The organism is Enterobacter cloacae complex sp. CDL013, from assembly GCF_049238805.1.
Classification (GTDB): Bacteria; Pseudomonadota; Gammaproteobacteria; order Enterobacterales; family Enterobacteriaceae; genus Enterobacter; species Enterobacter hormaechei_C.
In genome coordinates, this window is sequence record NZ_JBMKGT010000003.1 from 139,338 (window position 1) to 163,192 (window position 23,855).

The window sequence follows — 23,855 nt, forward strand, 5'->3', positions numbered from 1 at the left end:
ATCTTTTTAAATTTTAATCATCTGATTTGACAAATGTTAAACAATATTGTTACAAACGTCATCAGAAAAGGCATATAATGCGCAAAAGTTATGAGGTCTCTCTTTCACCTGACAAATAGTTATGTAACAGTGTGATGGTATTGACCGAAGTTATCAGGACAGTTATTAGTGATATACAGGTTTGAATAATTCGGACTGCAAAAACGCTGATTTGCTGTTGTTTCACTGATATTTCATTCGTTTACCTGCAAGGCGCCATAGCTCTGTACCCTGGTTTCTCCTCGTGAGCTGAGCGGTAAGCCAAATAACAATCTGGTAACGATGATTAACAGCTGAAAGCAAATCCGGTAAAGCGCAGTCTTAAGCATAAGGCGCTAAGGAGACCGTAAATGGCTGATACAAAGGCAAAACTCACCCTAAATGGTGATGATGCTATTGAACTGGATGTGCTAAAAGGCACACTCGGTCAGGATGTTATTGATATCCGTACGCTGGGTTCCAAAGGGGTATTCACCTTTGACCCTGGATTCACCTCCACCGCATCTTGCGAATCCAAAATCACCTACATTGACGGTGACGAAGGTATCCTGCTCCATCGCGGCTTCCCCATCGATCAGTTAGCCACCGAATCCAACTATCTGGAAGTGTGCTACATCCTGCTGAACGGCGAAAAACCGACGCAGGCTCAATACGATGAATTTAAAACCACCGTGACCCGTCACACCATGATCCATGAGCAGATTACCCGTCTGTTCCATGCGTTCCGTCGTGACTCTCATCCGATGGCGGTTATGTGCGGTATTACCGGTGCGCTGGCGGCGTTCTACCACGATTCTCTGGACGTGAATAACCCACGTCACCGTGATATTGCGGCGTTCCGTCTGCTCTCCAAAATGCCTACCATGGCGGCGATGTGTTACAAATACTCTATCGGTCAGCCGTTTGTGTATCCACGCAACGACCTCTCCTACGCGGGTAACTTCCTGCGCATGATGTTCTCCACGCCGTGCGAAGAGTATGAAGTGAACCCGGTGCTGGAACGCGCGATGGACCGTATTCTGATCCTGCACGCTGACCACGAACAGAACGCCTCGACCTCTACCGTCCGTACCGCAGGCTCTTCCGGCGCGAACCCGTTCGCCTGTATCGCTGCGGGTATCGCCTCCCTGTGGGGACCGGCGCACGGCGGCGCGAACGAAGCAGCACTGAAGATGCTGGAAGAGATCAGCTCCGTTGAGCATATTCCTGAGTTCGTGCGCCGCGCGAAAGACAAGAATGACTCCTTCCGTCTGATGGGCTTCGGTCATCGTGTTTACAAAAACTACGACCCTCGCGCGACCGTCATGCGTGAGACCTGCCACGAAGTGCTGAAAGAGCTGGGCACCAAAGATGATCTGCTGGAAGTGGCGATGGAGCTGGAACACATCGCACTGAACGACCCGTACTTCATCGAGAAGAAACTCTACCCGAACGTCGATTTCTACTCTGGCATTATTCTGAAAGCGATGGGCATTCCGTCTTCCATGTTCACCGTGATCTTCGCCATGGCGCGTACCGTGGGCTGGATTGCGCACTGGAACGAAATGCACAGCGAAGGCATGAAAATCGCCCGTCCTCGTCAGCTGTATACCGGCTACGAGCAGCGTGATTTTAAGTCTGACCTGAAGCGCTAAAAGTTAAGCCCGGTGGCGCTACCGCTTACCGGGCCTACAAATGCGAAACATAGGCCGGGTAAGGCGTAGCCGCCACCCGGCTTTTTTATTTTTGACAATGTGGACACCAGTAAAAGGGTCTCGAAGAGAGCATAATCCTGTCGATAATCCCGCCGCACCGCTCACACTTTTTACCCGCCCGATGAAACACCTTGAAGCGAAACAACGCCCCGTGATGCTTGTTCTCATCCACCATGCCGCGCGTGTTGTACGACAGCCGCGGGATGTCCAGCAGCGCGTGGGACAGCGCCTCCAGCTGTTCATCGCTCAGCTGAGAAGCTTTGTGCTGCGGTGCCAGCCCGACTTCCCAGAGGATCTCCACCCGCAGGTAGTTTCCCAGCCCTGCCAGAAATGCCTGATCGAGCAACAGCCCGGAAAACTGCCGGTTGCGGAATGTGGGCGATAGCAGTCGGGTCTTCACATCGCTCGCCGTCAGGCGCATATCCAGCACGTCCGGCCCAACCCGCTGTAAGAACGGATGCGTGAGCAACTGCTCTGGCGTTAACATTTCGATATCAGAGGCGCTGTAGAGCAGGATCGCCTTATCCGCCGTTTGTAGCCGCACTCGCAGCACGCGGGTCGTTTGCGGCTGCTCGTCCGCCTCCACCACCCGCCAGACGCCGTAAAGCTGATTATGGCTGTATAACGTCAGGTTATGGGAAAAGTGGGTGAGTAACGCTTTGCCGCGCGTTTCAATGTGGGTCACCGTCTGCCCACCAGCTGCGATTCAAACGGCTTGAGTTGAGGAAAGGCAAACCAGACGTGTGTCAGAGGTTTGCCCTTTATCGCCGCCTCCAGGCTATCCGCCGCGCGGCGGATCTCCGGACCTTCTGGCATGTTATTGTCCTTTCATGATTATTCTGCGCTGACAACAATGCCCTCTTCCGAGAACGCCGCCCGCAGACGTCGCGCAAACTGGAGCGCATGCTCGCCGTCACCGTGTAAGCACACCGTATCAGCCTGAACGTTTGCCGTTGTACCCTCCGTTGAAGTTACTCGCCCGAAGCGCACCATCTCCAGCGTCTGCGCCAGCGCTTTACCTTCGTCGGTGATCAGCGCACCGGCCTGCGTGCGCGGAACCAGGCTGCCGTCCGGCAGGTATCCCCGATCGGCAAACACTTCCTGCCGCGTACTCAGCCCCAGCCGTTCGCCGGCACGAATAAGCTCGCTGCCCGCCAGGCCCACCAGCACCAGACGCGGATTGCAGTCCCGTACCGCGCGGGCAATGGCATCCGCCAGCACCGGATCTTTCGCCGCCTGGTTATAGAGCATGCCGTGCGGCTTGACGTGGCGCAACACGCCATTCTCAGCGCGCACTATCGCCTCCAGCGCGCCGATCTGGTAGAGCATTTGCGCGTAAACCGTCTCAGGCGGCAGATCCATCGCCGTGCGGCCAAAGTTTTCCCGGTCCGGAAAGCTGGGGTGAGCGCCTATCGCCACGCCGTTTTTCATGGCATTGCGCACGCTCGCCAGCATGGTCTGCCCATCGCCGGCATGAAACCCGCAGGCGATATTCACCGAGGAGACCAGCGTCATCAGCGCCGCATCGGCGCTGCTGCCCTCTCCCAGATCGGCGTTTAAATCAATCTTTACCATCGAGCCTCCACGCCAGCTGTTCGAGATAACGCTGCTGATCCTGCCGGGCTTTCAGTGCCTCCTCCAGCGAACACTGCACAAAATGAATTGGCTGACCGAGAGGAATTTGCGCCAGATGGTAGCGATCCGCTTCGATAATGCAGGCAATACGCGGATATCCTCCCGTGGTTTGCGCATCGTTCATCAGTACAATGGGCTGTCCGGTGCCTGGCACCTGAATCACCCCCGGCAACAGACCATGGGAAAGCAGCTCCCGGTCAGTTGTGCGGGTCAGCGGCTGGCCCTGAAGCCGGTAACCCATGCGGTTACTCTGCGGGCTGATCTTCCACGGCGAGCGCCAGAAAGACTCTTTCGCGGCTTCATCAAACTCCTGGTATTCCGGTCCTGGTAAGGCGCGGATCACGTTCCCCCACAGCAGCTGTTTCACGCCCTGCGTGGTGGTGAAATGGCGCGTTGAGGTCTTTATTCGCAGACGATCGCCGTCGCGCAGCAGCCGTCCTTCATGGCCGCCCATTCCCGCTTTCTGGTCAGTGCTGGATGAGCCCAGCACCTCCGGCACGTCGATCCCCCCCGCTACCGCAAGATAGCTACGCACGCCGTGCAGAGGACGCTTGAGCGTCAGACGCTGCCCGGCCTTCGCCCGCAGGCGCCAGCCGGTCCACACCGCTTTGCCGTCCAGCGTTGCGTCACAGCCCGCGCCGGTTAAGGCAAACCAGGTTTCCTGACCAAACTCAATCACGCACTGACCCAGCGTAATTTCTAACGCCGCCGTGCTGCCTGCGTTACCTACCAGCAGGTTGGCAATCTCCAGCGAGGGACGATCAAGCGCACCGCAGTAGCTCACGCCCGACTGACGCAGCCCAAAACGCCCGGCATCCTGTACCGAGGTGTAAAGCCCTGCGCGAATAAGCGTTAACATACTCCCTCCTTCTGCGGGATAAAGCGCAGCGTATCCCCCGGACGCAGGAGTATGGGCGCGTCCTGGCCTGGTTCGAATAACGGCGTGGACGTGTGCCCAATCAGCTGCCAGCCTCCCGGTGAAGCGAGCGGATAAATTCCCGTTTGCTCGCCACCAATCGCCACGCTGCCCGCCGGTACGCTCAGGCGCGGCTCAGCCCGGCGCGGCGTATGCAGCTGGGGCGATAACCCGCCCAGATAGGGGAAACCCGGCTGAAATCCCAAAAACCAGACAACATAGTCGACTGAGCTATGCAGCTCCACAACCTGCTTCTCCGTTAATCCACAGTGCTCGGCCACCACGCCAAGGTCGGGGCCTCCCTTGCCGCCATAGACAACCGGGATCTCAATCGTCCGCGATTCCGGCTCCAGCGCCTCGCTCTCCTCCCACCAGCGTTGCAGACGCTCAATGGCATCCAGCGCCCCCGTGTGCGGATCACGCAGCACCACGGTGATATTATTCATACCCGGAATAGCTTCAACCACGCCGGGTAGCTCGGGCAGTCGCTGAGCCAGACGCCAGATACGCTTTTGCGTGGCAAGCGTCACCGGAGGCTCAAGTTCCAGAACCACTGCGGTTTCACCCAGAAGATAACAACGCGCTCGCTGCACTTAACTACCTCTCATCAGGCCGGATTAGGGATATCAATAAACGTCACATCCAGATCGGTATTTTCCGTCAGCCACTCGCTGAGGGCGCGGATGCCGCCACGCTCGGTGGCGTGATGGCCCGCCGCGTAAAAATGCAGGCCTTGTTCACGGGCTGAGTGGATAGTCTGCTCGGAGACTTCGCCGGTAATGAAGGCGTCGACACCAAAACGCGCCGCGCTGTCAATAAAGCCCTGGCCGCCGCCGGTGCACCATGCCACGCGCTTCACGGTATCCGGCCCGGTGTCGCCGCACCACAGCGGACGACGCCCCAGGCGCGCTTCGATCCACGAGGCCAGCTCCAGACCCGGAACCGGCATCGACAGTTCGCCCCACGGCACCAGGGGTTCAATTTCGCCCATCACGGTAATCCCCAGCAGTTGCGCAAGCTGAACGTTGTTCCCCAGCTCAGGATGCGCATCGAGCGGCAGGTGATAGCCGTACAGGTTGATGTCATTCGCCAGCAGCGTTTTGAGTCGGTTGCGCTTCATGCCGCGAATAATCGGTGATTCGTTTTTCCAGAAATAACCGTGGTGGACAATCACCGCATCGGCTTCCTGACGCACCGCCTCATCCAGCAGCGCCTGGCTTGCCGTCACGCCGGTGATGATTTTTTGCACCGTCTCGCGCCCCTCCACCTGCAAGCCATTCGGGCCGTAGTCGCTAAACGAAGCCGTGTTGAGTTTTTCGTTAATCAGGCGTTCCAGTTCACTGTTTTTCATCATCATTCTCTCAAACTTTTCGGGCGGCTTCGTACGCCGCCAGCGTGGCGACGCGCGCCTGTTTATGGTCGACAATGGGACGGGGATAGTTCAGGGTAACACGCTGTTTATCCGCCCATACCCAGGGTTCATGAATGGCTTTGGCCGGGACATCCTTAAGCTCAGGCAGCCAGCGGCGGATAAACTCGCCGTCGGCGTCAAATCGTTGTCCCTGCGTGGTCGGATTGAAGATCCGAAAATAGGGAGCCGCATCCGTTCCGGTGGAGGCCGCCCACTGCCAGCCGCCGTTATTCGCCGCCAGATCGCCATCGATCAGCTGAGAGATAAAATAACGCTCTCCGGTTCGCCAGTCGATAAGCAGATCCTTCACCAGGAAGCTGGCGGTAATCATACGCAGACGGTTATGCATCCACCCGGTTTCATTGAGCTGCCGCATAGCTGCATCAACAATCGGGAAGCCGGTAAGCCCATGCTGCCATGCCTTAAGCAGCTTCTCATTCGACTGCCACTGTACCTGTTCGGTCCAACGAATAAAGGGCCGATGTTTACACAAATCAGGATGATACGTCATCAGATGGCGATAGAACTCACGCCAGATCAGTTCGTTCAGCCACACTGCGCCCGCCCCCCCGTCTAACGCCTGTGGCTGTTCCGCCAGCAGGCGATGTAAACACTGGCGCGGAGAGAGCGCGCCCAGCGCTAGACAGGCCGACAAGCGGCTGGTGCCTTCAATCGCTGGAAAATCCCGACGCGCCTCGTACTCAACCGCCCCCTGCGCGCAGAACTGACGCAACCGGGCGATAGCCGCTTTCTCGCTGGCGGGGAACACTGTTTCATCGAACGACTGCTGGGGATAATTCAGCCTGATCGCCGGCAGATCCGTTATCGTTTCCCCTCTCACGGACGGGGCGGTAACGCACTCAGGTAGTCCCTCTTTCAGGCGTTTGATAAAGGCATTTTTAAACGGCGTGAAAACTTTATACATCTCGTGACTGCCGGTCATTACGCTGCCAGGCGCGAGCATCACGCTGTCATCAAAGCCTTCACAGACCACGCCCGCGAGGGATTTCTCCAGCTGACGATCCCGCTGCTGCTCGTTGAATTCATACTGATAGTTGTAATAAAGATGCGTTACTGCGTACTGCTGGCAGATTGCCTGCACCGTCTGACGCTGAGCGGCAAAATCATGAGCCTCTTTATAGATCAGCGGAATGCCTTTTTCGGCCAGTGAATGTTGCAGGTCATTCAGATACGCGCTGAGCAGTGCCGCTTGCCGGGGCGCCATGTCATGCTGCCGCCACTGTTCAGGCGTGGCGATAAACAGGGCCAGCACATTCGCGTCTTTAGCGCGGCAGGCCGCCGCGAGAGCGAAGTTGTCGTGAATGCGTAAATCCGCGCGAAACCAAACCAGATGGGTGGGCATAAAACTCCTGGCAATTGTCCATTATGTCCGTAAGGGCATGCCGTAAAAGGAAAAAGGCATGCATTGAACTACTTTGCCATGAAGTGTAGACGGGATGAAATAAAAAAGGCCGCCCGAGGCGGCCTTAACGCTACTTGTCCTGCACTATCGGGGTAAAGGCAATAAACACATCCGGTTTATCACTCTTTACAACGAGTGCGCTGGCGACAGTGAACGCAATGCATAAATAGCGTTTCACTATGCGGTCCCTGCTGCTAACCGCTCCACCTATCACCACCGGTGATAAATCGGTGGACACAAGCCCGGGTAGGTGGGCTGCTTTACGGCTATGGATACACCTTTCCCAGGACCGATGCCCATTTGCGAGATGGCGGAAAGGGACGTGGCATCATAATTAACACCAACGCCAAAAGTAAGTTATTTCAGTAAAATTAGGAATTTATAAAGGTGAAGTGGATTGCGAACTTTTTAAAGAAGGGTATGATAAAAATCCCGGGTAGGGGCTGCAAGATTACCCAACGGACCGCGAATCCCGAGGGACAAAAAAACCGCCACTTTGCTGTAGGCGGTTTTTTTATGGCTACGATGTCACACCGTATCAGTAGAAATCGCAGGTTGCTTTCTCGGCCTGATCCATCCACACCGGCTTCTCGCTGGTTTTCGCCCAGACGCGATGCAGGTAACTGTAGAAACGTGCGCGATCTTTCCAGAACAGCATCACCGGCAGGGCCAGCACGCCAGCCACAACGGCGAAAGTGCGACGCATGAAAATGATATGAGCCGGAAACTCTTTATAAAGATCCATATTTTTCTCCCCTGTAGTTGGCCGGAAACCGTCTCCGGAAAATGTGAAATCTGTGACCTGGTTAAAATAATACCGCTTTGTTTGTAATTTTACTACTCATCCGACCACTTATTTTCATCCATTTCGTGAATATTTACATTCATGCCTGTAATTAAGTTACAAAAAAGTTAACGATTTACTTACCAATAGTTAAATTGTGGCTTTTCCCTTTTTTATACTTTTTTTACACCTGCCCTTCTGATTTTTGCGAAATCTTTGCGCCACAAATCCTACCGTTTGTACAACAACAAAAGTCACCCGGAGGTGGAGTGTGAGTGCAGGTCTGATTGCCGGCATCGTGCTGGTGTTCCTGTTATTGGGTTATCTGATTTATGCCCTGATTAATGCGGAGGCATTCTGATGGCTGCTCAGGGGTTTTTGCTTATTGCCAGCTTTTTACTGGTACTGTTTGTGCTCGCCAGGCCGCTGGGAACAGCGCTGGCGCGGCTGATAAACAACGTGCCATTGCCGGGCACGCGTAATATTGAAAATGTGCTCTGGCGCATTTCAGGTATCAGCGACCGGGAAATGAACTGGCGCCAATACCTGATGGCGATACTGCTTCTGAATATCGTGGGGCTTATTGCCCTCTTTACGCTGCTAATACTCCAGGGCAGTCTGCCGTTGAACCCGCAGCAGTTACCGGGGTTATCCTGGCATCTGGCACTGAACACGGCGGTCAGCTTTGTCACCAACACCAACTGGCAGTCTTACGCCGGTGAAACCACGCTCAGCTACTTCAGCCAGATGGCCGGGTTAACCGTGCAGAACTTTCTTTCTGCGGCCAGCGGTATCGCGGTGATCTTCGCCCTGACGCGCGCGTTTGCCCGTCAGAATGTCAGCACTCTCGGCAACGCCTGGGTTGATGTCACACGCATCACCCTTTGGATCCTGGTGCCTGTTGCGCTGATTATTGCCCTGTTCTTTATTCAGCAAGGCACTCTGCAAAACCTGCTGCCTTATACCCCTTTCACCTCGCTTGAAGGGGCCAGGGAACTCCTGCCAATGGGGCCGGTGGCGTCGCAGGAAGCAATCAAGATGCTGGGCACCAATGGGGGCGGCTTCTTCAACGCCAATTCATCGCATCCGTTTGAAAACCCAACGGCGTTAACCAATTTTGTACAGATGCTGGCAATCTTCCTGATCCCCACCGCGCTCTGCTTCGCCTTTGGCGATGTAGTTAACGATCGCCGCCAGGGCCGTACGCTGCTGTGGGCCATGTCGTTAATCTTCGTGGTCTGCGTAGCACTGGTGATGTGGGCCGAATGGAACGGCAACAGCCACTTCATGCAGCTGGGGGCTAACAGCAATATCAACCTGGAAGGCAAAGAGAGCCGCTTCGGCATTCTTGCCAGCAGCCTCTATGCGGTGGTCACCACGGCGGCCTCCTGCGGGGCGGTGAACGCCATGCATGACTCTTTCACCGCGCTTGGCGGCATGATCCCGATGTGGCTGATGCAGATTGGCGAGGTAGTCTTCGGTGGGGTCGGTTCGGGGCTGTACGGCATGCTGTTGTTCGTTCTGCTCGCCGTGTTTATCGCCGGGCTGATGATCGGCCGCACGCCGGAATATCTCGGCAAAAAAATCGACGTCCGCGAAATGAAATTAACCGCGCTGGCAATCCTGGTCACCCCCACCCTTGTGCTGCTCGGTACCGCCCTGGCGCTGATGACCGACGTCGGGCGCAGCGGCATCTTTAACCCGGGCATTCACGGCTTTAGCGAAGTGCTTTACGCCGTTTCGTCTGCCGCAAACAACAACGGCAGCGCCTTTGCAGGGTTAAGCGCCAACTCACCGTTCTGGAACTGTCTGCTGGCGTTCTGCATGTTCGTCGGTCGTTTCGGCGTGATTATTCCCGTCATGGCGATCGCCGGAACACTGGTGAATAAGAAGATCCAGCCGACCACCACCGGTACGTTACCGACTCACGGCGCGCTGTTCGTCGGCCTGCTGATTGGCACCGTTCTGCTGGTAGGTGCCCTGACCTTTATCCCCGCCCTCGCGTTAGGCCCGGTTGCGGAATATCTCTCTTTACGCTGATTTTGCGGAGAATTTGTCATGAGTCGTAAACAACTGGCCCTGCTCGAACCGACCTTAGTTCGTCAGGCCCTCATGGATGCGGTAAAAAAACTGAGCCCGCGCGTCCAGTGGCACAACCCGGTGATGTTTATTGTCTGGACTGGAAGTTTACTCACCACCGTACTGGCGATTGCCATGGGAACGGGACACCTTTTGGGGAATGCAACCTTTACCGGCGCCATCAGCCTGTGGCTGTGGTTTACCGTGCTGTTCGCCAACTTCGCCGAAGCGCTGGCGGAAGGCCGCAGTAAAGCGCAGGCCAACAGTCTGAAAGGGGTCAAAAAAACCGCATTTGCGCGCAAATTACGCGAACCTAAATACGGCGCGCACATGGACCACGTACCGGCGGATGAACTGCGTAAAGGTGACGTGGTGCTGGTGGAAGCCGGCGACATCATCCCCTGCGACGGGGAAGTGATTGAGGGCGGCGCGTCGGTAGACGAAAGCGCCATTACCGGGGAATCCGCACCGGTGATCCGTGAGTCGGGCGGAGATTTCGCCTCAGTTACCGGCGGAACGCGCATTCTTTCCGACTGGCTGGTGATCCAGTGCAGCGTTAACCCGGGCGAAACCTTTCTCGACCGGATGATCGCCATGGTGGAAGGCGCACAGCGTCGTAAAACGCCGAACGAGATCGCCCTGACCATTCTGCTGGTGGCGCTCACCATTGTCTTCCTGCTGGCAACGGCGACCCTGTGGCCCTTCTCCGCCTACGGCGGTACAGCGGTCAGCATCACCGTACTGATCGCCCTGCTGGTCTGTCTGATCCCCACCACTATTGGTGGCCTGCTTTCCGCGATTGGCGTGGCGGGGATGAGCCGGATGCTGGGCGCGAACGTCATCGCCACCAGCGGACGCGCCGTTGAAGCGGCGGGGGACGTAGACGTTCTGCTGCTGGATAAAACCGGGACCATCACCCTGGGCAATCGTCAGGCCTCTGACTTTTTACCTGCTCCCGGCGTGGATGAAAAAACGCTGGCTGACGCGGCGCAGCTTTCCTCGCTGGCTGATGAAACGCCGGAAGGCCGCAGTATCGTGATCCTCGCCAAGCAGCGCTTTAACCTGCGCCAGCGCGACGTACAAAGCCTGCACGCCACGTTCGTTCCCTTCACGGCGCAAACCCGCATGAGCGGCATTAACATTCAGGACCGGATGATCCGTAAAGGGTCCGTTGATGCCATTCGCCGTCATATTGAAGCCAATAATGGACACTTCCCCCCGGAAGTCGACCATCTGGTGGAAAGCGTGGCGCGTCAGGGGGCAACCCCGCTGGTGGTGGCGGAAGGTGCAAGCGTTCTGGGGGTGATCGCTCTGAAGGATATCGTTAAAGGCGGTATAAAAGAGCGTTTCGCCCAGATGCGTAAGATGGGCATTAAAACGGTGATGATCACCGGGGATAACCGTCTGACTGCGGCGGCCATTGCCGCCGAAGCGGGCGTGGATGATTTCCTTTCCGAAGCGACGCCGGAAGCAAAGCTGGCGCTCATTCGCCAGTATCAGGCGGAAGGTCGTCTGGTGGCGATGACCGGCGACGGCACCAACGACGCCCCGGCGCTGGCGCAGGCCGACGTGGCGGTGGCAATGAACTCCGGTACCCAGGCGGCAAAAGAGGCGGGCAACATGGTGGATCTCGACTCGAACCCGACCAAGCTGATCGAGGTGGTGCACATCGGGAAGCAGATGCTGATGACGCGCGGCTCGCTGACCACGTTCAGTATCGCCAACGACGTAGCGAAGTATTTCGCCATCATTCCGGCGGCGTTTGCGGCAACCTACCCGCAGCTAAATGCCCTGAACGTGATGCACCTGCACTCTCCGGCCTCGGCCATTCTGAGCGCGGTGATCTTCAACGCGCTGATTATTGTCTTTCTTATTCCGCTGGCGCTGAAAGGGGTGAGCTATAAGCCGCTGACGGCCGCCGCCATGCTGCGCCGTAACCTGTGGATTTACGGTCTGGGTGGGCTGGTGGTGCCCTTTATTGGGATCAAGGTTATCGACATGTTGCTAACGCTGTTCGGGCTGGTTTAAAAGGTGGATCCAATGACGATGTTACGTCCCGCTATACTGTTATTTATTCTGCTGTCTCTGATTACCGGCGGGCTTTACCCGCTGATGACTACCGCGCTGGGCCAGTGGTGGTTTCAGGATCAGGCCAACGGCTCGCTGATTATCCAGAACGGTGAAAACCGCGGCTCGCGTCTGATTGGGCAGAACTTTACGGACCCACGCTACTTCCAGGGACGCCCTTCCGCCACTGCGGAAAGCCCGTATAATCCAATGGCCTCCGGCGGCAGCAATCTGGCGGGCAGTAACCCTGACCTGGACAAAGCCATTGCTGAACGCGTTGCCGCCCTGCGCGCTGCGAATCCGCAGGCCAGCCGTGAGGTGCCGGTTGAGCTGGTCACCGCCTCCGCGAGCGGGCTGGATTACAGCCTGACGCCGGACGCGGTGGTCTGGCAGATCCCACGCGTGGCCGCCGCCCGTCAGCTGACCGTCGACCAGGTGAGCCAGCTGGTTGCAGAACATACGCAAAAGCCGCTGGTCAGCTTCATCGGCATGCCGGTAGTGAACATTGTTGAGCTGAATCTGGCGCTGGATGCGCTAAGGAAGAACTAAATGACCGACGAGCCCATGCGCCCGGATCCGGACAGGCTGCTTGAACAGACGGCTGAAGCCCACCGTGGCAAGCTGAAAATTTTTTTCGGCGCCTGCGCGGGTGTCGGGAAAACCTTCGCCATGCTGATGGAAGCCCAGCGGCTTCGGGCGCACGGGCTTGATATTCTCATCGGCGTGGTGGAAACCCACGGTCGCAAAGAGACGGCTGCGCTGCTGACGGGGCTGGCGACGCAGCCGCCCCAGCGTATCAGCCATCGCGGGCGGCTGGTCACGGAGTTTGATCTTGATGCCGCCCTTGCCCGCCGCCCTGCCCTGATCCTGATGGACGAACTGGCGCACAGCAATGCGCCAGGCTCCCGCCATCCGAAGCGCTGGCAGGATGTTGAGGAGCTGCTTGAGGCAGGCATTGACGTCTTCACCACGGTGAATGTTCAGCATCTGGAAAGCCTGAACGACGTGGTGAGCGGCGTAACCGGTATCCAGGTGCGGGAAACCGTCCCCGATCCGTTTTTTGATTCTGCCGATGAAGTCGTACTGGTTGACCTGCCGCCGGACGATCTGCGCCAGCGCCTGCATGAAGGCAAAGTGTATATTGCCGGCCAGGCCGAACGCGCCATCGAACATTTTTTCCGCAAAGGAAACCTGATTGCCCTGCGCGAGCTGGCCCTGCGCCGCACCGCCGATCGCGTTGATGACCAGATGCGCGCCTGGCGAGACCTACAGGGACAAGAGCGCGTCTGGCACACGCGGGACGCCATTCTGTTATGCATTGGTCACGGCAGCGGCAACGAAAAACTGGTTCGCACCGCCGCCCGGCTTGCAGCGAAGTTTGGCAGCGTCTGGCACGCGGTCTACGTCGAAACGCCGCAGCTGCATGGCCTGCCGGAAAATCAGCGCCGCGCCATTTTGAGCGCGCTGCGGCTGGCGCAGGAGCTGGGCGCCGAAACCGCAACCCTTTCCGATCCGCAGGAAGATAAAGCCATTCTGCGCTACGCGCGGGAGCACAACCTGGGCAAGATTGTCATTGGACGTCGCCAGCACCGCCGCTGGTTTAGCCGCGAATCTTTTGCCGACAGGCTGGCCCGCCGCGCGCCGGATCTTGATTTAGTCATCGTCGCGCTGGATGACAAGCCCGCCCCCCTGCCCAACCGTACGCCGGACGCTCGCACCTTTGGCGATAAATGGCGCATTCAGATCCGGGGCTGCATGGTGGCCGTGGTCCTCTGCGCCCTGATTACAGTGATTGCCAGCCAGTGGCTCATCGCCTTCGACGCCGCCAATCTGGTCATGATTTATCTGCTCGGCGTCGTTGTGGTCGCGCTCTTTTATGGCCGCTGGCCGTCGGTGCTGGCGACGGTGATCAACGTCATCAGCTTCGATCTCTTCTTTATTGCTCCGCGCGGGACGCTTGCTGTCTCGGACGTGCAGTACATTCTGACCTTTGCCGTGATGCTTACCGTCGGGCTGGTGATCGGGAATCTGACGGCAGGCGTGCGCTACCAGGCACGCATTGCCCGCTATCGCGAGCAGCGCACGCGCCATCTGTATGAAATGTCAAAATCGCTGGCGGTTGGCCGCACGCAGCGAGATATCGTGCAGACCAGCGAGCAGTTTATCCGTTCGACCTTTCATGCCAGTAACCTGATTTTGCTCCCCGACGAACAAGGGCGCCTTCGCCCGCTGACCTCCCCTTCGGGGATGACGCCCTGGGATGAAGCGATTGCCCGCTGGAGTTTCGATAAGGGTTTACCTGCCGGCGCCGGCACCGACACGCTGCCCGGCGTGCCTTACCAGATCCTGCCGCTGCGCAGCGCGGATAAAAATCACGGGCTGGTCATCGTCGAGCCGTCTAACCTGCGTCAGCTGATGATCCCCGAGCAGCAGCGCCTGCTTGAAACCTTCACCCTGCTGGTCGCCAGCGCCCTTGAACGGCTGGCGCTCACCGCCAGCGAAGAGCAGGCGCGGCTGGCAAGCGAGCGCGAAAGTATTCGCAACTCGCTGCTGGCAGCGCTGTCTCACGATTTGCGCACGCCGCTTACCGTGCTGTTTGGCCAGTCCGAAATTCTGACGCTGGATCTGGCGGCGGAAGGATCAAAGCACGCGATGCAGGCCAGCGAAATTCGCCAGCACGTGCTGAATACCACGCGCCTGGTGAACAACCTGCTGGACATGGCGCGCATTCAGTCCGGCGGGTTTAACCTCAAAAAAGAGTGGCTCACCCTTGAGGAGGTTGTCGGCAGTGCGCTGAAGATGCTGGAGCCGGGTCTCGGCGGGCGCCATATTGAGCTGGACATGCCGGAACCCCTGACGTTAATCCATGTGGATGGCCCGCTGTTTGAGCGCGTGCTGATTAATCTTCTGGAAAATGCCGCTAAATACGCCGGGGCAAAGGCCCGGCTGGGGATTGCTGCCAGGGTGGATAAACGTGTGCTGCGGCTCGACGTCTGGGATAACGGGCCGGGTATTCCGGCCGGTCAGGAGCGCGCCATATTCGAAAAATTTGCGCGCGGTAATAAGGAATCCGCCATTCCTGGCGTTGGGCTGGGGCTGGCGATCTGCCAGGCGATTGTCGACGTGCATGGCGGCACCATTTCCGCAGAGAACCGCCCGGAAGGTGGGGCACGCTTTTGTGTTACACTTCCTCTGGAAAGCCCACCAGAACTTGATGAATTACCAGAGGATTTGTGATTAACGTTCTGATTGTTGAAGATGAGCTCGCTATCAGCCGATTTCTGCGTACCGCGCTGGAAGGCGACGGTTTGCGCGTTCATGAAGCCGGAACGCTTCAACGAGGGTTGATTGAAGCCGCGACCCGCAAGCCAGATCTGGTTATCCTGGATCTGGGACTTCCGGATGGCGACGGCATCGATTTTATTCGTGAGGTGCGTCAGTGGAGCCAGATGCCTATTCTGGTGCTCTCTGCCCGCACCGAAGAGACGGATAAAATCGCCGCGCTGGATGCCGGAGCGGATGATTATCTGATCAAACCGTTTGGCATTGGCGAGTTACAGGCCCGGCTTCGTGTGGCGCTGCGTCGACACAGTGCCACCTCCCCTTCCGACCCGGTGTACGCCTTTGGCGATATCCGCGTCGATCTTGCTGCACGCCGCATCGTAAGAGGAGAAGAAGAGATCCACCTTACGCCTATTGAGTTTCGTCTGCTGGCCGTGCTGCTCAATAACCATGGTAAAGTGTTAACGCAGCGACAGCTGTTAAGCCAGGTCTGGGGGCCGAATGCTGTCGAGCATAGTCACTATTTACGCATTTATATGGGACACCTTCGCCAGAAGCTTGAAGCCGATCCCGCGCGTCCTCGTCATTTATTAACAGAAACCGGTATCGGATATCGGTTTATGATCTGAATAAGTATTCACTTTAATTTTAAATAAAAACTTACCAGCCTGAATATAGCCATGAAAATAACGATGAGATTATTTTCATGGCTATATTCGCCCTCTTTAAACACAATTAAAACATCGATTTAACACCGAACCAACAAAACAGCATTTTGATCTGTGTTATTCACTCAAAACGACTAATTATTTCTGAAATGATCGGTTATTGGTGATCTGTTTCACAGTTAATCCCTTTTCCCTGGATAAAATGACCATGCTTTCAATTACTGAAAGGAAACTGAACATGGAAAACAATAATCGTTTAATGCCCCATATAAGGCGGACAACACATATCATGATGTTTGCCCACCGAAACTGTTTTGACTTTCATCTCTTTAACGCCCGGTAGTCCTTCGACTTCTGGCGCATCTGCTTACAGGTCATCCTGAAAAACGCTATTTTACAGGCTGTTGCCTGTGAACACCTGCGCTCATTCCTTGTGATTCAGATTCTCCGCAACCGGGCGGACTGAATTCTACTCAGCAAAAAAGCAATTAACTGATTTCGTATCAGCGGACACGCTTTGCTTTTTTTTCCGGAAATAATCGATTTCTTTACCGCAAGAAGTCGAGGGCCCCATATTGCCTGAAATAAAGAGATAAAGATGAAAACGTCAAAAATTGCCGTCAGCCGTGCCTGCCCTGAATGCTTTACCACTTCGCGCGACATTGTGGATATCACCGCATCGGATTATATTGATGTGGCAGCCGTGGTTCTGGCCGTGAGCGATATTTTCAATGGCGCCATAGAAGAAATAGAAGCCACGGGATTCGGTATTCCGGTGTTTATTGCCACGCATAAAGAAGAAAGGGTTCCGGCTGAATTTCTGTCGCGTATTCACGGCGTTTTTGAGTACTCCGACACCAGCAATGCGTACTACGGACGCCAGCTTGAAGCGGCTGCGCAGAAGTACGAAACCCAGCTCCGCCCGCCGTTCTTCCGCGCGCTGGTCGATTACGTCCAGCAGGGGAACAGTGCGTTTGACTGCCCCGGACATCAGGGAGGCCAGTTCTTCCGCCGCCATCCGGCCGGAAACCAGTTTGTCGATTTCTTTGGCGAAACGCTTTTCCGCGCCGATCTGTGCAATGCCGACGTGGCAATGGGCGATCTGCTGATCCATGAAGGCGCGCCATGCATCGCCCAACAGCATGCGGCAAAAGTCTATAATGCGGATAAAACCTACTTCGTGCTGAACGGCACCTCCTCTTCCAACAAAGTGGTGCTCAATGCCCTCCTCACGCCAGGCGATCTGGTGCTGTTCGATCGCAATAACCATAAATCTAATCACCACGGAGCACTGTTACAGGCAGGCGCGACGCCGGTGTATCTGGAAACGGCGCGCAACCCGTACGGGTTTATCGGCGGTATTGACGCACACTGTTTCGACGAGAGTTACCTGCGGGAACTGGTGTCAGAGGTCGCGCCTGGTCGCGCGCGGGATGAACGTCCCTTCCGTCTGGCGGTGATCCAGCTGGGCACCTACGACGGTACCATTTATAACGCCCGTCAGGTGGTGGATAAGATTGGTCACCTGTGCGATTACATTCTGTTTGACTCCGCCTGGGTGGGTTACGAGCAGTTTATCCCGATGATGGCCGACTGCTCACCGCTGCTGCTGGAGCTGAACGAAAACGATCCAGGCATTCTGGTTACCCAGTCGGTGCATAAGCAGCAGGCGGGCTTCTCGCAAACCTCGCAAATCCATAAGAAGGACAGCCATATAAAAGGCCAGGCGCGCTATGTCCCGCATAAGCGCCTCAACAACGCCTTTATGATGCACGCCTCCACCAGCCCGTTCTATCCGCTGTTTGCCGCCCTGGATATCAACGCCCGCATGCACGAGGGGCAAAGTGGGCGCAACATGTGGATGGACTGCGTGGTGACCGGTATCGAAGCGCGAAAACTGATCCTTCAGAACTGTCAGTTTATTCGTCCGTTCGTGCCAGAGACGGTGGATGGCCGTCCATGGGAAAGCTGGGATACGGCAGAGATTGCTACCGATCTGCGCTTCTTCCATTTTGTTCCGGGCGAACGCTGGCACGCCTTTGAGGGATATGCCGAGCATCAGTATTTTATCGATCCCTGCAAACTGCTGCTGACCACGCCAGGCATCAACGCCCGCACCGGCGAGTACGATGATTTCGGCGTGCCCGCCACCATCCTCGCCAACTTCCTGCGTGAAAACGGCATCGTGCCGGAAAAATGCGACCTCAATTCCATTCTGTTCCTGCTCACCCCGGCGGAGGACATGGGCAAATTGCAGCAGCTCGTCGCCCAGCTGGTGCGCTTCGAAAAACTGCTCCAGAGCGATGTGCCGCTGAAAGAGGTTCTGCCCTCTCTTTATAAGCAACATCCGGAACGTTATGCGGATTATACCCTGCGTCAGATTTGTCAGGAGATGCACGACCTCTATGCCCGCCATAACGTGAAGCAGCTGCAAAAAGAGATGTTCCGCAGGTCTCACTTCCCGCGCGTCATGATGAACCCGCAGGAGGCGAACTATGCCTATCTGCGCGGTGAGGTCGAGCTGGTGTCCCTGCGCGACGCGGAAGGCCGTATCGCCGCGGAAGGCGCGCTGCCTTACCCACCGGGGGTGTTGTGCGTGGTTCCGGGGGAAGTCTGGGGCGGTTCCGTGCTGCGCTACTTCGCCGCGCTGGAAGACGGGATCAATCTGCTGCCGGGCTTTGCGCCGGAGTTACAGGGGGTTTACGTCGAGGAGTGTGACGGTCGCAAACAGGTGCGCTGCTACGTCATCAAACAACCTGCCGCTCAGCCATCGCTGCTGAAAGGAGAAAAATTATGAGTAAGGCCAACAAGATGGGCGTGGTGCAACTCACTATTCTCACCATGGTGAATATGATGGGTTCGGGGATCATCATGCTGCCCACCAAGCTCGCTGAAGTGGGGACGATTTCGATTATCTCCTGGCTTGTTACCGCCGTGGGTTCGATGGCGCTGGCATGGGCCTTTGCCAAGTGCGGAATGTTCAGCCGCAAGTCCGGCGGGATGGGTGGCTATGCCGAATATGCGTTCGGTAAGTCCGGTAACTTTATGGCGAACTATACCTACGGCGTGTCGCTGCTGATCGCCAACGTGGCGATTGCCATTTCCGCTGTCGGTTACGGCACGGAGCTGTTTGGGGCGACGCTGACCCCGGTGCAGATTGGGCTGGCAACCATCGGCGTGCTGTGGATCTGTACCGTCGCCAACTTTGGCGGCGCGCGCATCACCGGACAACTTAGCAGCATTACCGTCTGGAGCGTGATTATCCCGGTTGTCGGCCTGTGCATCATCGGCTGGTTCTGGTTCAGCCCGACCCTGTACGCCAACTCCTGGAATCCGCATCACGTACCGTTCTTCACTGCCGTGGGATCGTCCATCGCCATGACGCTATGGGCCTTCCTCGGGCTGGAGTCAGCCTGTGCGAATGCGGAAGTGGTGGAAAACCCGGAGAAAAATGTGCCGATCGCGGTACTCGGCGGGACGCTGGGGGCGGCGGTGATCTATATCGTCTCGACCAACGTGATTGCGGGAATTGTGCCCAACATGGATCTGGCCAACTCCACGGCGCCGTTCGGGCTGGCGTTTGCGCAGATGTTTACGCCGGAGGTAGGGAAAGTGATCATGGGACTGATGGTGATGTCCTGCTGCGGCTCGCTGCTGGGCTGGCAGTTCACCATCGCTCAGGTGTTTAAATCCTCGGCTGACGAAGGCTATTTCCCGAAAATCTTCTCCCGCGTGACCAAAGCGGATGCGCCAGTGCAAGGGATGCTGGCGATTGTCATCTTCCAGAGTGGTTTGTCGCTGATGACCATCAGCCCGTCACTGAACAGCCAGTTTAACGTGCTGGTCAACCTGGCGGTGGTGACGAACATCATTCCGTACATTTTGTCGATGGCGGCGCTGGTGATTATTCAGAAGGTGGCGAAGGTTGATCCGCGCAAAGCCCGTGCGGCCAATATTGTGGCGCTGATTGGCGCAATTTACAGCTTCTATGCGCTCTATTCCTCCGGCCAGGAAGCGATGCTGTATGGTGCGATGGTGACCTTTATGGGCTGGACGCTGTACGGTCTGGTGTCGCCGAGATTTGAATTGAAGAACAAGCACAGTTAGGTAAAAGCAAAACGGCAACCCTGAGGTTGCCGTTTTTAGTGTTTTCTCCCTCTCCCCGTGGGAGAGGGCCGGGGTGAGGGCATCAGCCCGCACCAAACACCACTTACGCGTTTTTCAGCACTTCGCTGACAATCTCTACCGCTTCTTTCTCAATCTGCTGACGATGCTCAGCGCCGAGGAAGCTTTCGCAATAGATTTTGTACGCATCTTCCGTACCGGATGGACGCGCGGCGAACCAGCCGTTTTCGGTCATCACCTTCAGGCCGCCGATGGATGCGCCGTTACCCGGTGCCGCCGTCAGACGCGCGGTGATCGGGTCACCTGCCAGGGTGCTGGCGCTGACCATCTCCGGAGAGAGTTTTGACAGAGCTGCTTTTTGCGCAGACGTGGCGCCAGCCTGGATACGGTTATAGCTTGGCGCACCAAAACGTTCCGCCAGCTCGTTGTAATGTTCCTGCGGGTTCTTACCGGTGACCGCGGTGATTTCCGCCGCCAGCAGGCACATGATGATGCCGTCTTTATCGGTTGACCATGGGGTGCCGTCGAAGCGCAGGAAGGATGCCCCCGCGCTCTCTTCACCGCCAAAGCCGAAGCTGCCGTCGTGCAGACCGTCAACAAACCACTTGAAGCCCACCGGCACTTCCACCAGCTTGCGGCCCAGCGCATCGACCACACGGTCAATCATGGCGGAAGAGACCAGCGTTTTACCCACCGCGACCTCTTTGCCCCACTGCGGACGGTGCTGGAAGAGATAATTAATAGCCACAGCCAGGTAGTGGTTCGGGTTCATCAGCCCAGCCGGGGTGACGATACCGTGACGGTCGTAGTCCGGGTCGTTAGCAAACGCCAGATCGAACTTGTCGCGCAGCGCCAGCAGGCCAGCCATTGCGCATTCGGAGGAGCAGTCCATACGGATCGCGCCGTCTTTGTCCAGGTGCATAAAGCGGAAGGTCTGATCGACGTGATCGTTCACGATGGTCAGATCCAGCTTGTAGTGCTCGGCAATGCGTTTCCAGTATTCAATACCGGAGCCGCCCAGTGGATCCACGCCCAGCTTCAGACCGGCTTTCTGGATAGCGGCCATATCGACGATATCCGCCAGCCCTTCCACGAACGGCTGAACCAGATCCTGCTCTTTCACGTGGCCGGAGGCCATGGCTTCATCCAGTGAGATACGCTTCACGCCGTTCAGACCGTTAGCCAGTAACGCGTTGGCGCGATCTTCCACCACTTTCGTGACGTTGGTATCCGCCGGGCCACCGTTTGGTGGGTTGTACTTGATGCCGCCATCTTCCGGTGGGTTGTGGGACGGGGTGATCACAATGCCGTCAGCCTGCGCGCCACCTTTTTTGTTGTGTACCAGAATAGCGTTAGACACCGCAGGCGTTGGCGTGAAACCGTTGTTCTCCTGAACAATCACGTCTACGCCGTTCGCCGCCAGCACTTCCAGCACGGAGATAAAAGCAGGTTCAGACAGGGCGTGGGTATCTTTCCCTACATAGCACGGACCGGTGACGCCATTTTTGGCGCGCTCTTCCGCGATGGCCTGAGCAATGGCCAGAATGTGCGGTTCGTTAAAGCTGTGGCGCGCCGCGCTGCCGCGGTGGCCAGATGTACCAAACTTCACTGCGTGTTCTGCGTTGCCCACCACCGGTTTCAGCACGTAGTACTGCGCGGTCAGTTGAGCGACGTTAATCAAATCGCGTTGTTGCGCAGGTTGTCCTGCACGGCTGTGATTTGCCATTGCCTGGTCCTTCTGATGCAAGGGTTAAATTGTACCGCAAACCTTTTCGATCAATTCCGCCGGGAACTGCATGGACTGCATGATATGTTCGATCATGCTGCACTTGCGGCCCGTATTGGTATTGGTGATCACCCAGTATGGCGTACCGGGAACGTGTTTGGGTTTGGTTTGGTTGCCATTTTGCAGCAAGGTCTGCTCGTCGCCTGCGAAATAAACGCGCGTGCGACCGTGCAGCGACTCTGTCGCTTCTGCAAATGCGTTGTTATCCAGTGAGTAAAGTGTAGACAGCACCAGCATAAAGCGGTTAACGGCCTTTTTCTGCTCGGCATATTCATCGGACAGCAGCAGCTCGCGCATCGCGCGCACTTTGTCCTTTGCCGGCATGACGGCAGGTTTTACTTGTGCAACAACGCTCGGCTGAGACACGACATCTTTAGTGACAGGAGTGGGCTGTGAGGCGGCGGAAATTTTAAGCATGCGCCGTAAAATGTCGGACGCGCTCTCCCCAATATGCCGCGTCTGGCTGGCAATATACTGATAGAGTTCGTCATCAACTTCGATTGTTTTCATCTTAATCCAGTGCGATATCTTATCTGAATACAAGTCGTTGAGATTATAAGGTCAAATCCCAACAGCGGATAGCGTCAAACCAGGTTGGCGGCAAAAGTCAGATTAAACTGGATCCTTGCCCCCGGGCGGCAGAATGGTCAACATGATACCCTAACCTGACAAACCTAAAAAAAGAACTTTGCCATGAAATTGAATACCCGAGCGCAAACTGCACAATCGCCGAACAATAATTCTCCCATCGTACTGGTTCACGGCCTGTTTGGTAGCCTGGATAATCTGGGTGTGCTGGCGCGCGATTTAGTGACCGATCACGAGATCCTCCAGGTTGATATGCGCAATCACGGTCTTTCAGGGCGCTCGGAGGAGATGACATACGCAGCCATGGCGCAGGATCTGCGGGACACCCTCGATGCGAATAATATTCAGAAAGCGACGCTTATCGGGCATTCAATGGGCGGTAAAGCGGTGATGGCGCTCACTGCGCTGGCACCTGAGCGAATTTCCGGGCTGGTGGTCATCGACGTTGCGCCCGTCAATTACGACGTTCGCCGTCACGATGAGATTTTTGCCGCCATCAATGCGGTCACCGAAGCGGGTGTCGCAACCCGCCAACAGGCGGCTGCCGTTATGCGCGAGCATCTTGATGAAGAAGGCGTGGTCCAGTTCCTGCTGAAATCGTTTGTTGACGGGCAATGGCGCTTTAACGTCCCGGTGCTGTGGGATCAGTATTCGCATATTGTGGGCTGGGAAGCCGTCCCCGCCTGGCCGCACCCTACCCTTTTTATTCGCGGCGGCAACTCCCCTTACGTCACTGACGCGTACCGTGACGCGCTGCTGGCGCAATTCCCGCAGGCTCGCGCTCACGTCATTGCGGGTGCCGGGCACTGGGTCCACGCGGAAAAACCGGATGCCGTCCTGCGCGCCATTCGCCGCTATCTTACTGATACAGCGAATTGATTAAAAAGCCAGCGACCGGAAGACGACGGGCTTCCAGTCGTTGGCGTGTGGATTTGGGTGATGTATGATGGCGCGCTTATCGCCCGGACATTAGCAGGGCGGCGTGTTTCCCCCGAAGTCTCAGAATCATGGCCAAAGAACAAACGGACCGTACGACACTAGATCTGTTCGCGAATGAGCGTCGACCGGGACGACCGAAAACGAATCCGCTTTCGCGCGATGAACAGCTGCGTATCAATAAACGCAACCAGCTTAAACGCGATAAAAATCGTGGGCTTAAGCGTGTCGAACTGAAGCTGAATGCCGATGCCGTCGATGCGCTTAACGAGTTAGCTGACGCGCGCAACATCAGCCGCAGCGAACTGATCGAAGAGATGCTGATCGCCCAGCTTGAGACGTTACGCGGCAAGGCGTGAGTCAGAAAATCCCCAATATTACCTTTTTCATGTAGCACAGAGTGCAGTCCTGCGTGATAGCTG

The 23,855-nt window shown here is 56.6% G+C and carries 20 protein-coding genes and 1 pseudogene; 12 read left to right on the forward strand and 9 right to left on the reverse strand.

Going from position 1 to position 23,855, the window contains the following annotated elements; genetic code table 11:
• Nucleotides 1-389 precede the first annotated feature (389 nt).
• A complete protein-coding gene (locus ACOTXD_RS06405) occupies nucleotides 390-1,673 on the forward strand; it encodes a citrate synthase (protein ID WP_003858624.1) in 1,284 nt (427 codons plus the stop codon).
• Between the two features lie 85 nt (nucleotides 1,674-1,758).
• On the opposite strand, the pseudogene nei reads toward ACOTXD_RS06405, so the two are convergent.
• The 7 genes and pseudogenes from nei to ACOTXD_RS06440 all read right to left on the reverse strand — a co-directional run bounded on the left by nei (nucleotide 1,759) and on the right by ACOTXD_RS06440 (nucleotide 7,863).
• Nucleotides 1,759-2,549: pseudogene (gene nei / locus ACOTXD_RS06410) on the reverse strand (endonuclease VIII).
• Nucleotides 2,550-2,567: 18 nt separating this feature from the next.
• On the reverse strand, nucleotides 2,568-3,308 hold the full coding sequence (gene pxpA / locus ACOTXD_RS06415; protein ID WP_421766390.1) for a 5-oxoprolinase subunit PxpA: 741 nt from the start codon (nucleotides 3,306-3,308) through the stop codon (nucleotides 2,568-2,570).
• Nucleotides 3,295-4,227: a 5-oxoprolinase subunit PxpC gene (gene pxpC / locus ACOTXD_RS06420; RefSeq protein WP_061855880.1), complete on the reverse strand. Its 933-nt coding sequence runs from the start codon at nucleotides 4,225-4,227 to the stop codon at nucleotides 3,295-3,297. The genes pxpA and pxpC overlap by 14 nt, the downstream gene beginning before the upstream one ends.
• A complete protein-coding gene (gene pxpB / locus ACOTXD_RS06425; RefSeq protein ID WP_003858633.1) occupies nucleotides 4,221-4,877 on the reverse strand; it encodes a 5-oxoprolinase subunit PxpB in 657 nt (218 codons plus the stop codon). Before pxpB ends, pxpC begins: the two co-directional genes overlap by 7 nt.
• A 14-nt stretch (nucleotides 4,878-4,891) precedes the next feature.
• Nucleotides 4,892-5,635, reverse strand: coding sequence for a type 2 GTP cyclohydrolase I (locus tag ACOTXD_RS06430; RefSeq protein WP_003858635.1), 744 nt, complete (start codon nucleotides 5,633-5,635; stop codon nucleotides 4,892-4,894).
• 10 nt (nucleotides 5,636-5,645) lie between these two features.
• Entirely contained in the window at nucleotides 5,646-7,058 is a 1,413-nt protein-coding gene (gene phrB / locus ACOTXD_RS06435) for a deoxyribodipyrimidine photo-lyase (protein WP_022650613.1), read from the reverse strand.
• Between the two features lie 598 nt (nucleotides 7,059-7,656).
• Entirely contained in the window at nucleotides 7,657-7,863 is a 207-nt protein-coding gene (locus ACOTXD_RS06440) for a YbfA family protein (RefSeq protein ID WP_003858637.1), read from the reverse strand.
• Nucleotides 7,864-8,173: 310 nt separating this feature from the next.
• On the opposite strand from ACOTXD_RS06440, the gene kdpF reads away from it, so the two are divergent.
• From kdpF to potE, 9 genes are all read left to right on the forward strand, one after another.
• Nucleotides 8,174-8,263, forward strand: a complete 90-nt coding sequence (gene kdpF, locus ACOTXD_RS06445; RefSeq protein ID WP_003858638.1) for a K(+)-transporting ATPase subunit F — start codon at nucleotides 8,174-8,176, stop codon at nucleotides 8,261-8,263.
• Entirely contained in the window at nucleotides 8,263-9,942 is a 1,680-nt protein-coding gene (gene kdpA / locus ACOTXD_RS06450) for a potassium-transporting ATPase subunit KdpA (protein ID WP_061855881.1), read from the forward strand. The genes kdpF and kdpA overlap by 1 nt, the downstream gene beginning before the upstream one ends.
• 18 nt (nucleotides 9,943-9,960) lie before the next feature.
• A complete protein-coding gene (gene kdpB, locus ACOTXD_RS06455; protein ID WP_032665446.1) occupies nucleotides 9,961-12,009 on the forward strand; it encodes a potassium-transporting ATPase subunit KdpB in 2,049 nt (682 codons plus the stop codon).
• 12 nt (nucleotides 12,010-12,021) lie between these two features.
• Nucleotides 12,022-12,597: a potassium-transporting ATPase subunit KdpC gene (kdpC, locus tag ACOTXD_RS06460; protein WP_061855882.1), complete on the forward strand. Its 576-nt coding sequence runs from the start codon at nucleotides 12,022-12,024 to the stop codon at nucleotides 12,595-12,597.
• A complete protein-coding gene (gene kdpD / locus ACOTXD_RS06465) occupies nucleotides 12,598-15,285 on the forward strand; it encodes a two-component system sensor histidine kinase KdpD (RefSeq protein ID WP_061855883.1) in 2,688 nt (895 codons plus the stop codon).
• The gene (gene kdpE, locus ACOTXD_RS06470; protein ID WP_003858643.1) at nucleotides 15,282-15,959 is read left to right on the forward strand and encodes a two-component system response regulator KdpE; all 678 of its coding nucleotides are present in this window, start codon (nucleotides 15,282-15,284) and stop codon (nucleotides 15,957-15,959) included. Before kdpD ends, kdpE begins: the two co-directional genes overlap by 4 nt.
• A gap of 277 nt (nucleotides 15,960-16,236) precedes the next feature.
• Complete coding sequence (speFL, locus tag ACOTXD_RS06475; RefSeq protein ID WP_003858645.1) at nucleotides 16,237-16,341, forward strand: leader peptide SpeFL; 105 nt, start codon at nucleotides 16,237-16,239, stop codon at nucleotides 16,339-16,341.
• A 255-nt stretch (nucleotides 16,342-16,596) separates the two neighbouring features.
• Nucleotides 16,597-18,795 (forward strand): ornithine decarboxylase SpeF, encoded by a 2,199-nt coding sequence (speF, locus tag ACOTXD_RS06480; RefSeq protein ID WP_061855884.1) that lies wholly within the window; start codon nucleotides 16,597-16,599, stop codon nucleotides 18,793-18,795.
• Nucleotides 18,792-20,105 (forward strand): putrescine-ornithine antiporter, encoded by a 1,314-nt coding sequence (potE, locus tag ACOTXD_RS06485; RefSeq protein ID WP_126501142.1) that lies wholly within the window; start codon nucleotides 18,792-18,794, stop codon nucleotides 20,103-20,105. Before speF ends, potE begins: the two co-directional genes overlap by 4 nt.
• A 103-nt stretch (nucleotides 20,106-20,208) precedes the next feature.
• Here potE and pgm read toward each other — a convergent pair whose 3' ends face one another.
• Nucleotides 20,209-21,849, reverse strand: coding sequence for a phosphoglucomutase (alpha-D-glucose-1,6-bisphosphate-dependent) (pgm, locus tag ACOTXD_RS06490; protein ID WP_003858649.1), 1,641 nt, complete (start codon nucleotides 21,847-21,849; stop codon nucleotides 20,209-20,211).
• Between the two features lie 24 nt (nucleotides 21,850-21,873).
• Nucleotides 21,874-22,419, reverse strand: coding sequence for a replication initiation negative regulator SeqA (gene seqA / locus ACOTXD_RS06495; RefSeq protein ID WP_003858650.1), 546 nt, complete (start codon nucleotides 22,417-22,419; stop codon nucleotides 21,874-21,876).
• 183 nt (nucleotides 22,420-22,602) lie between these two features.
• On the opposite strand from seqA, the gene ybfF reads away from it, so the two are divergent.
• Nucleotides 22,603-23,376: an esterase gene (ybfF, locus tag ACOTXD_RS06500; RefSeq protein ID WP_003858651.1), complete on the forward strand. Its 774-nt coding sequence runs from the start codon at nucleotides 22,603-22,605 to the stop codon at nucleotides 23,374-23,376.
• Between the two features lie 128 nt (nucleotides 23,377-23,504).
• A complete protein-coding gene (gene ybfE, locus ACOTXD_RS06505; protein ID WP_003858652.1) occupies nucleotides 23,505-23,792 on the forward strand; it encodes a LexA regulated protein in 288 nt (95 codons plus the stop codon).
• Nucleotides 23,793-23,855: the final 63 nt, after the last annotated feature.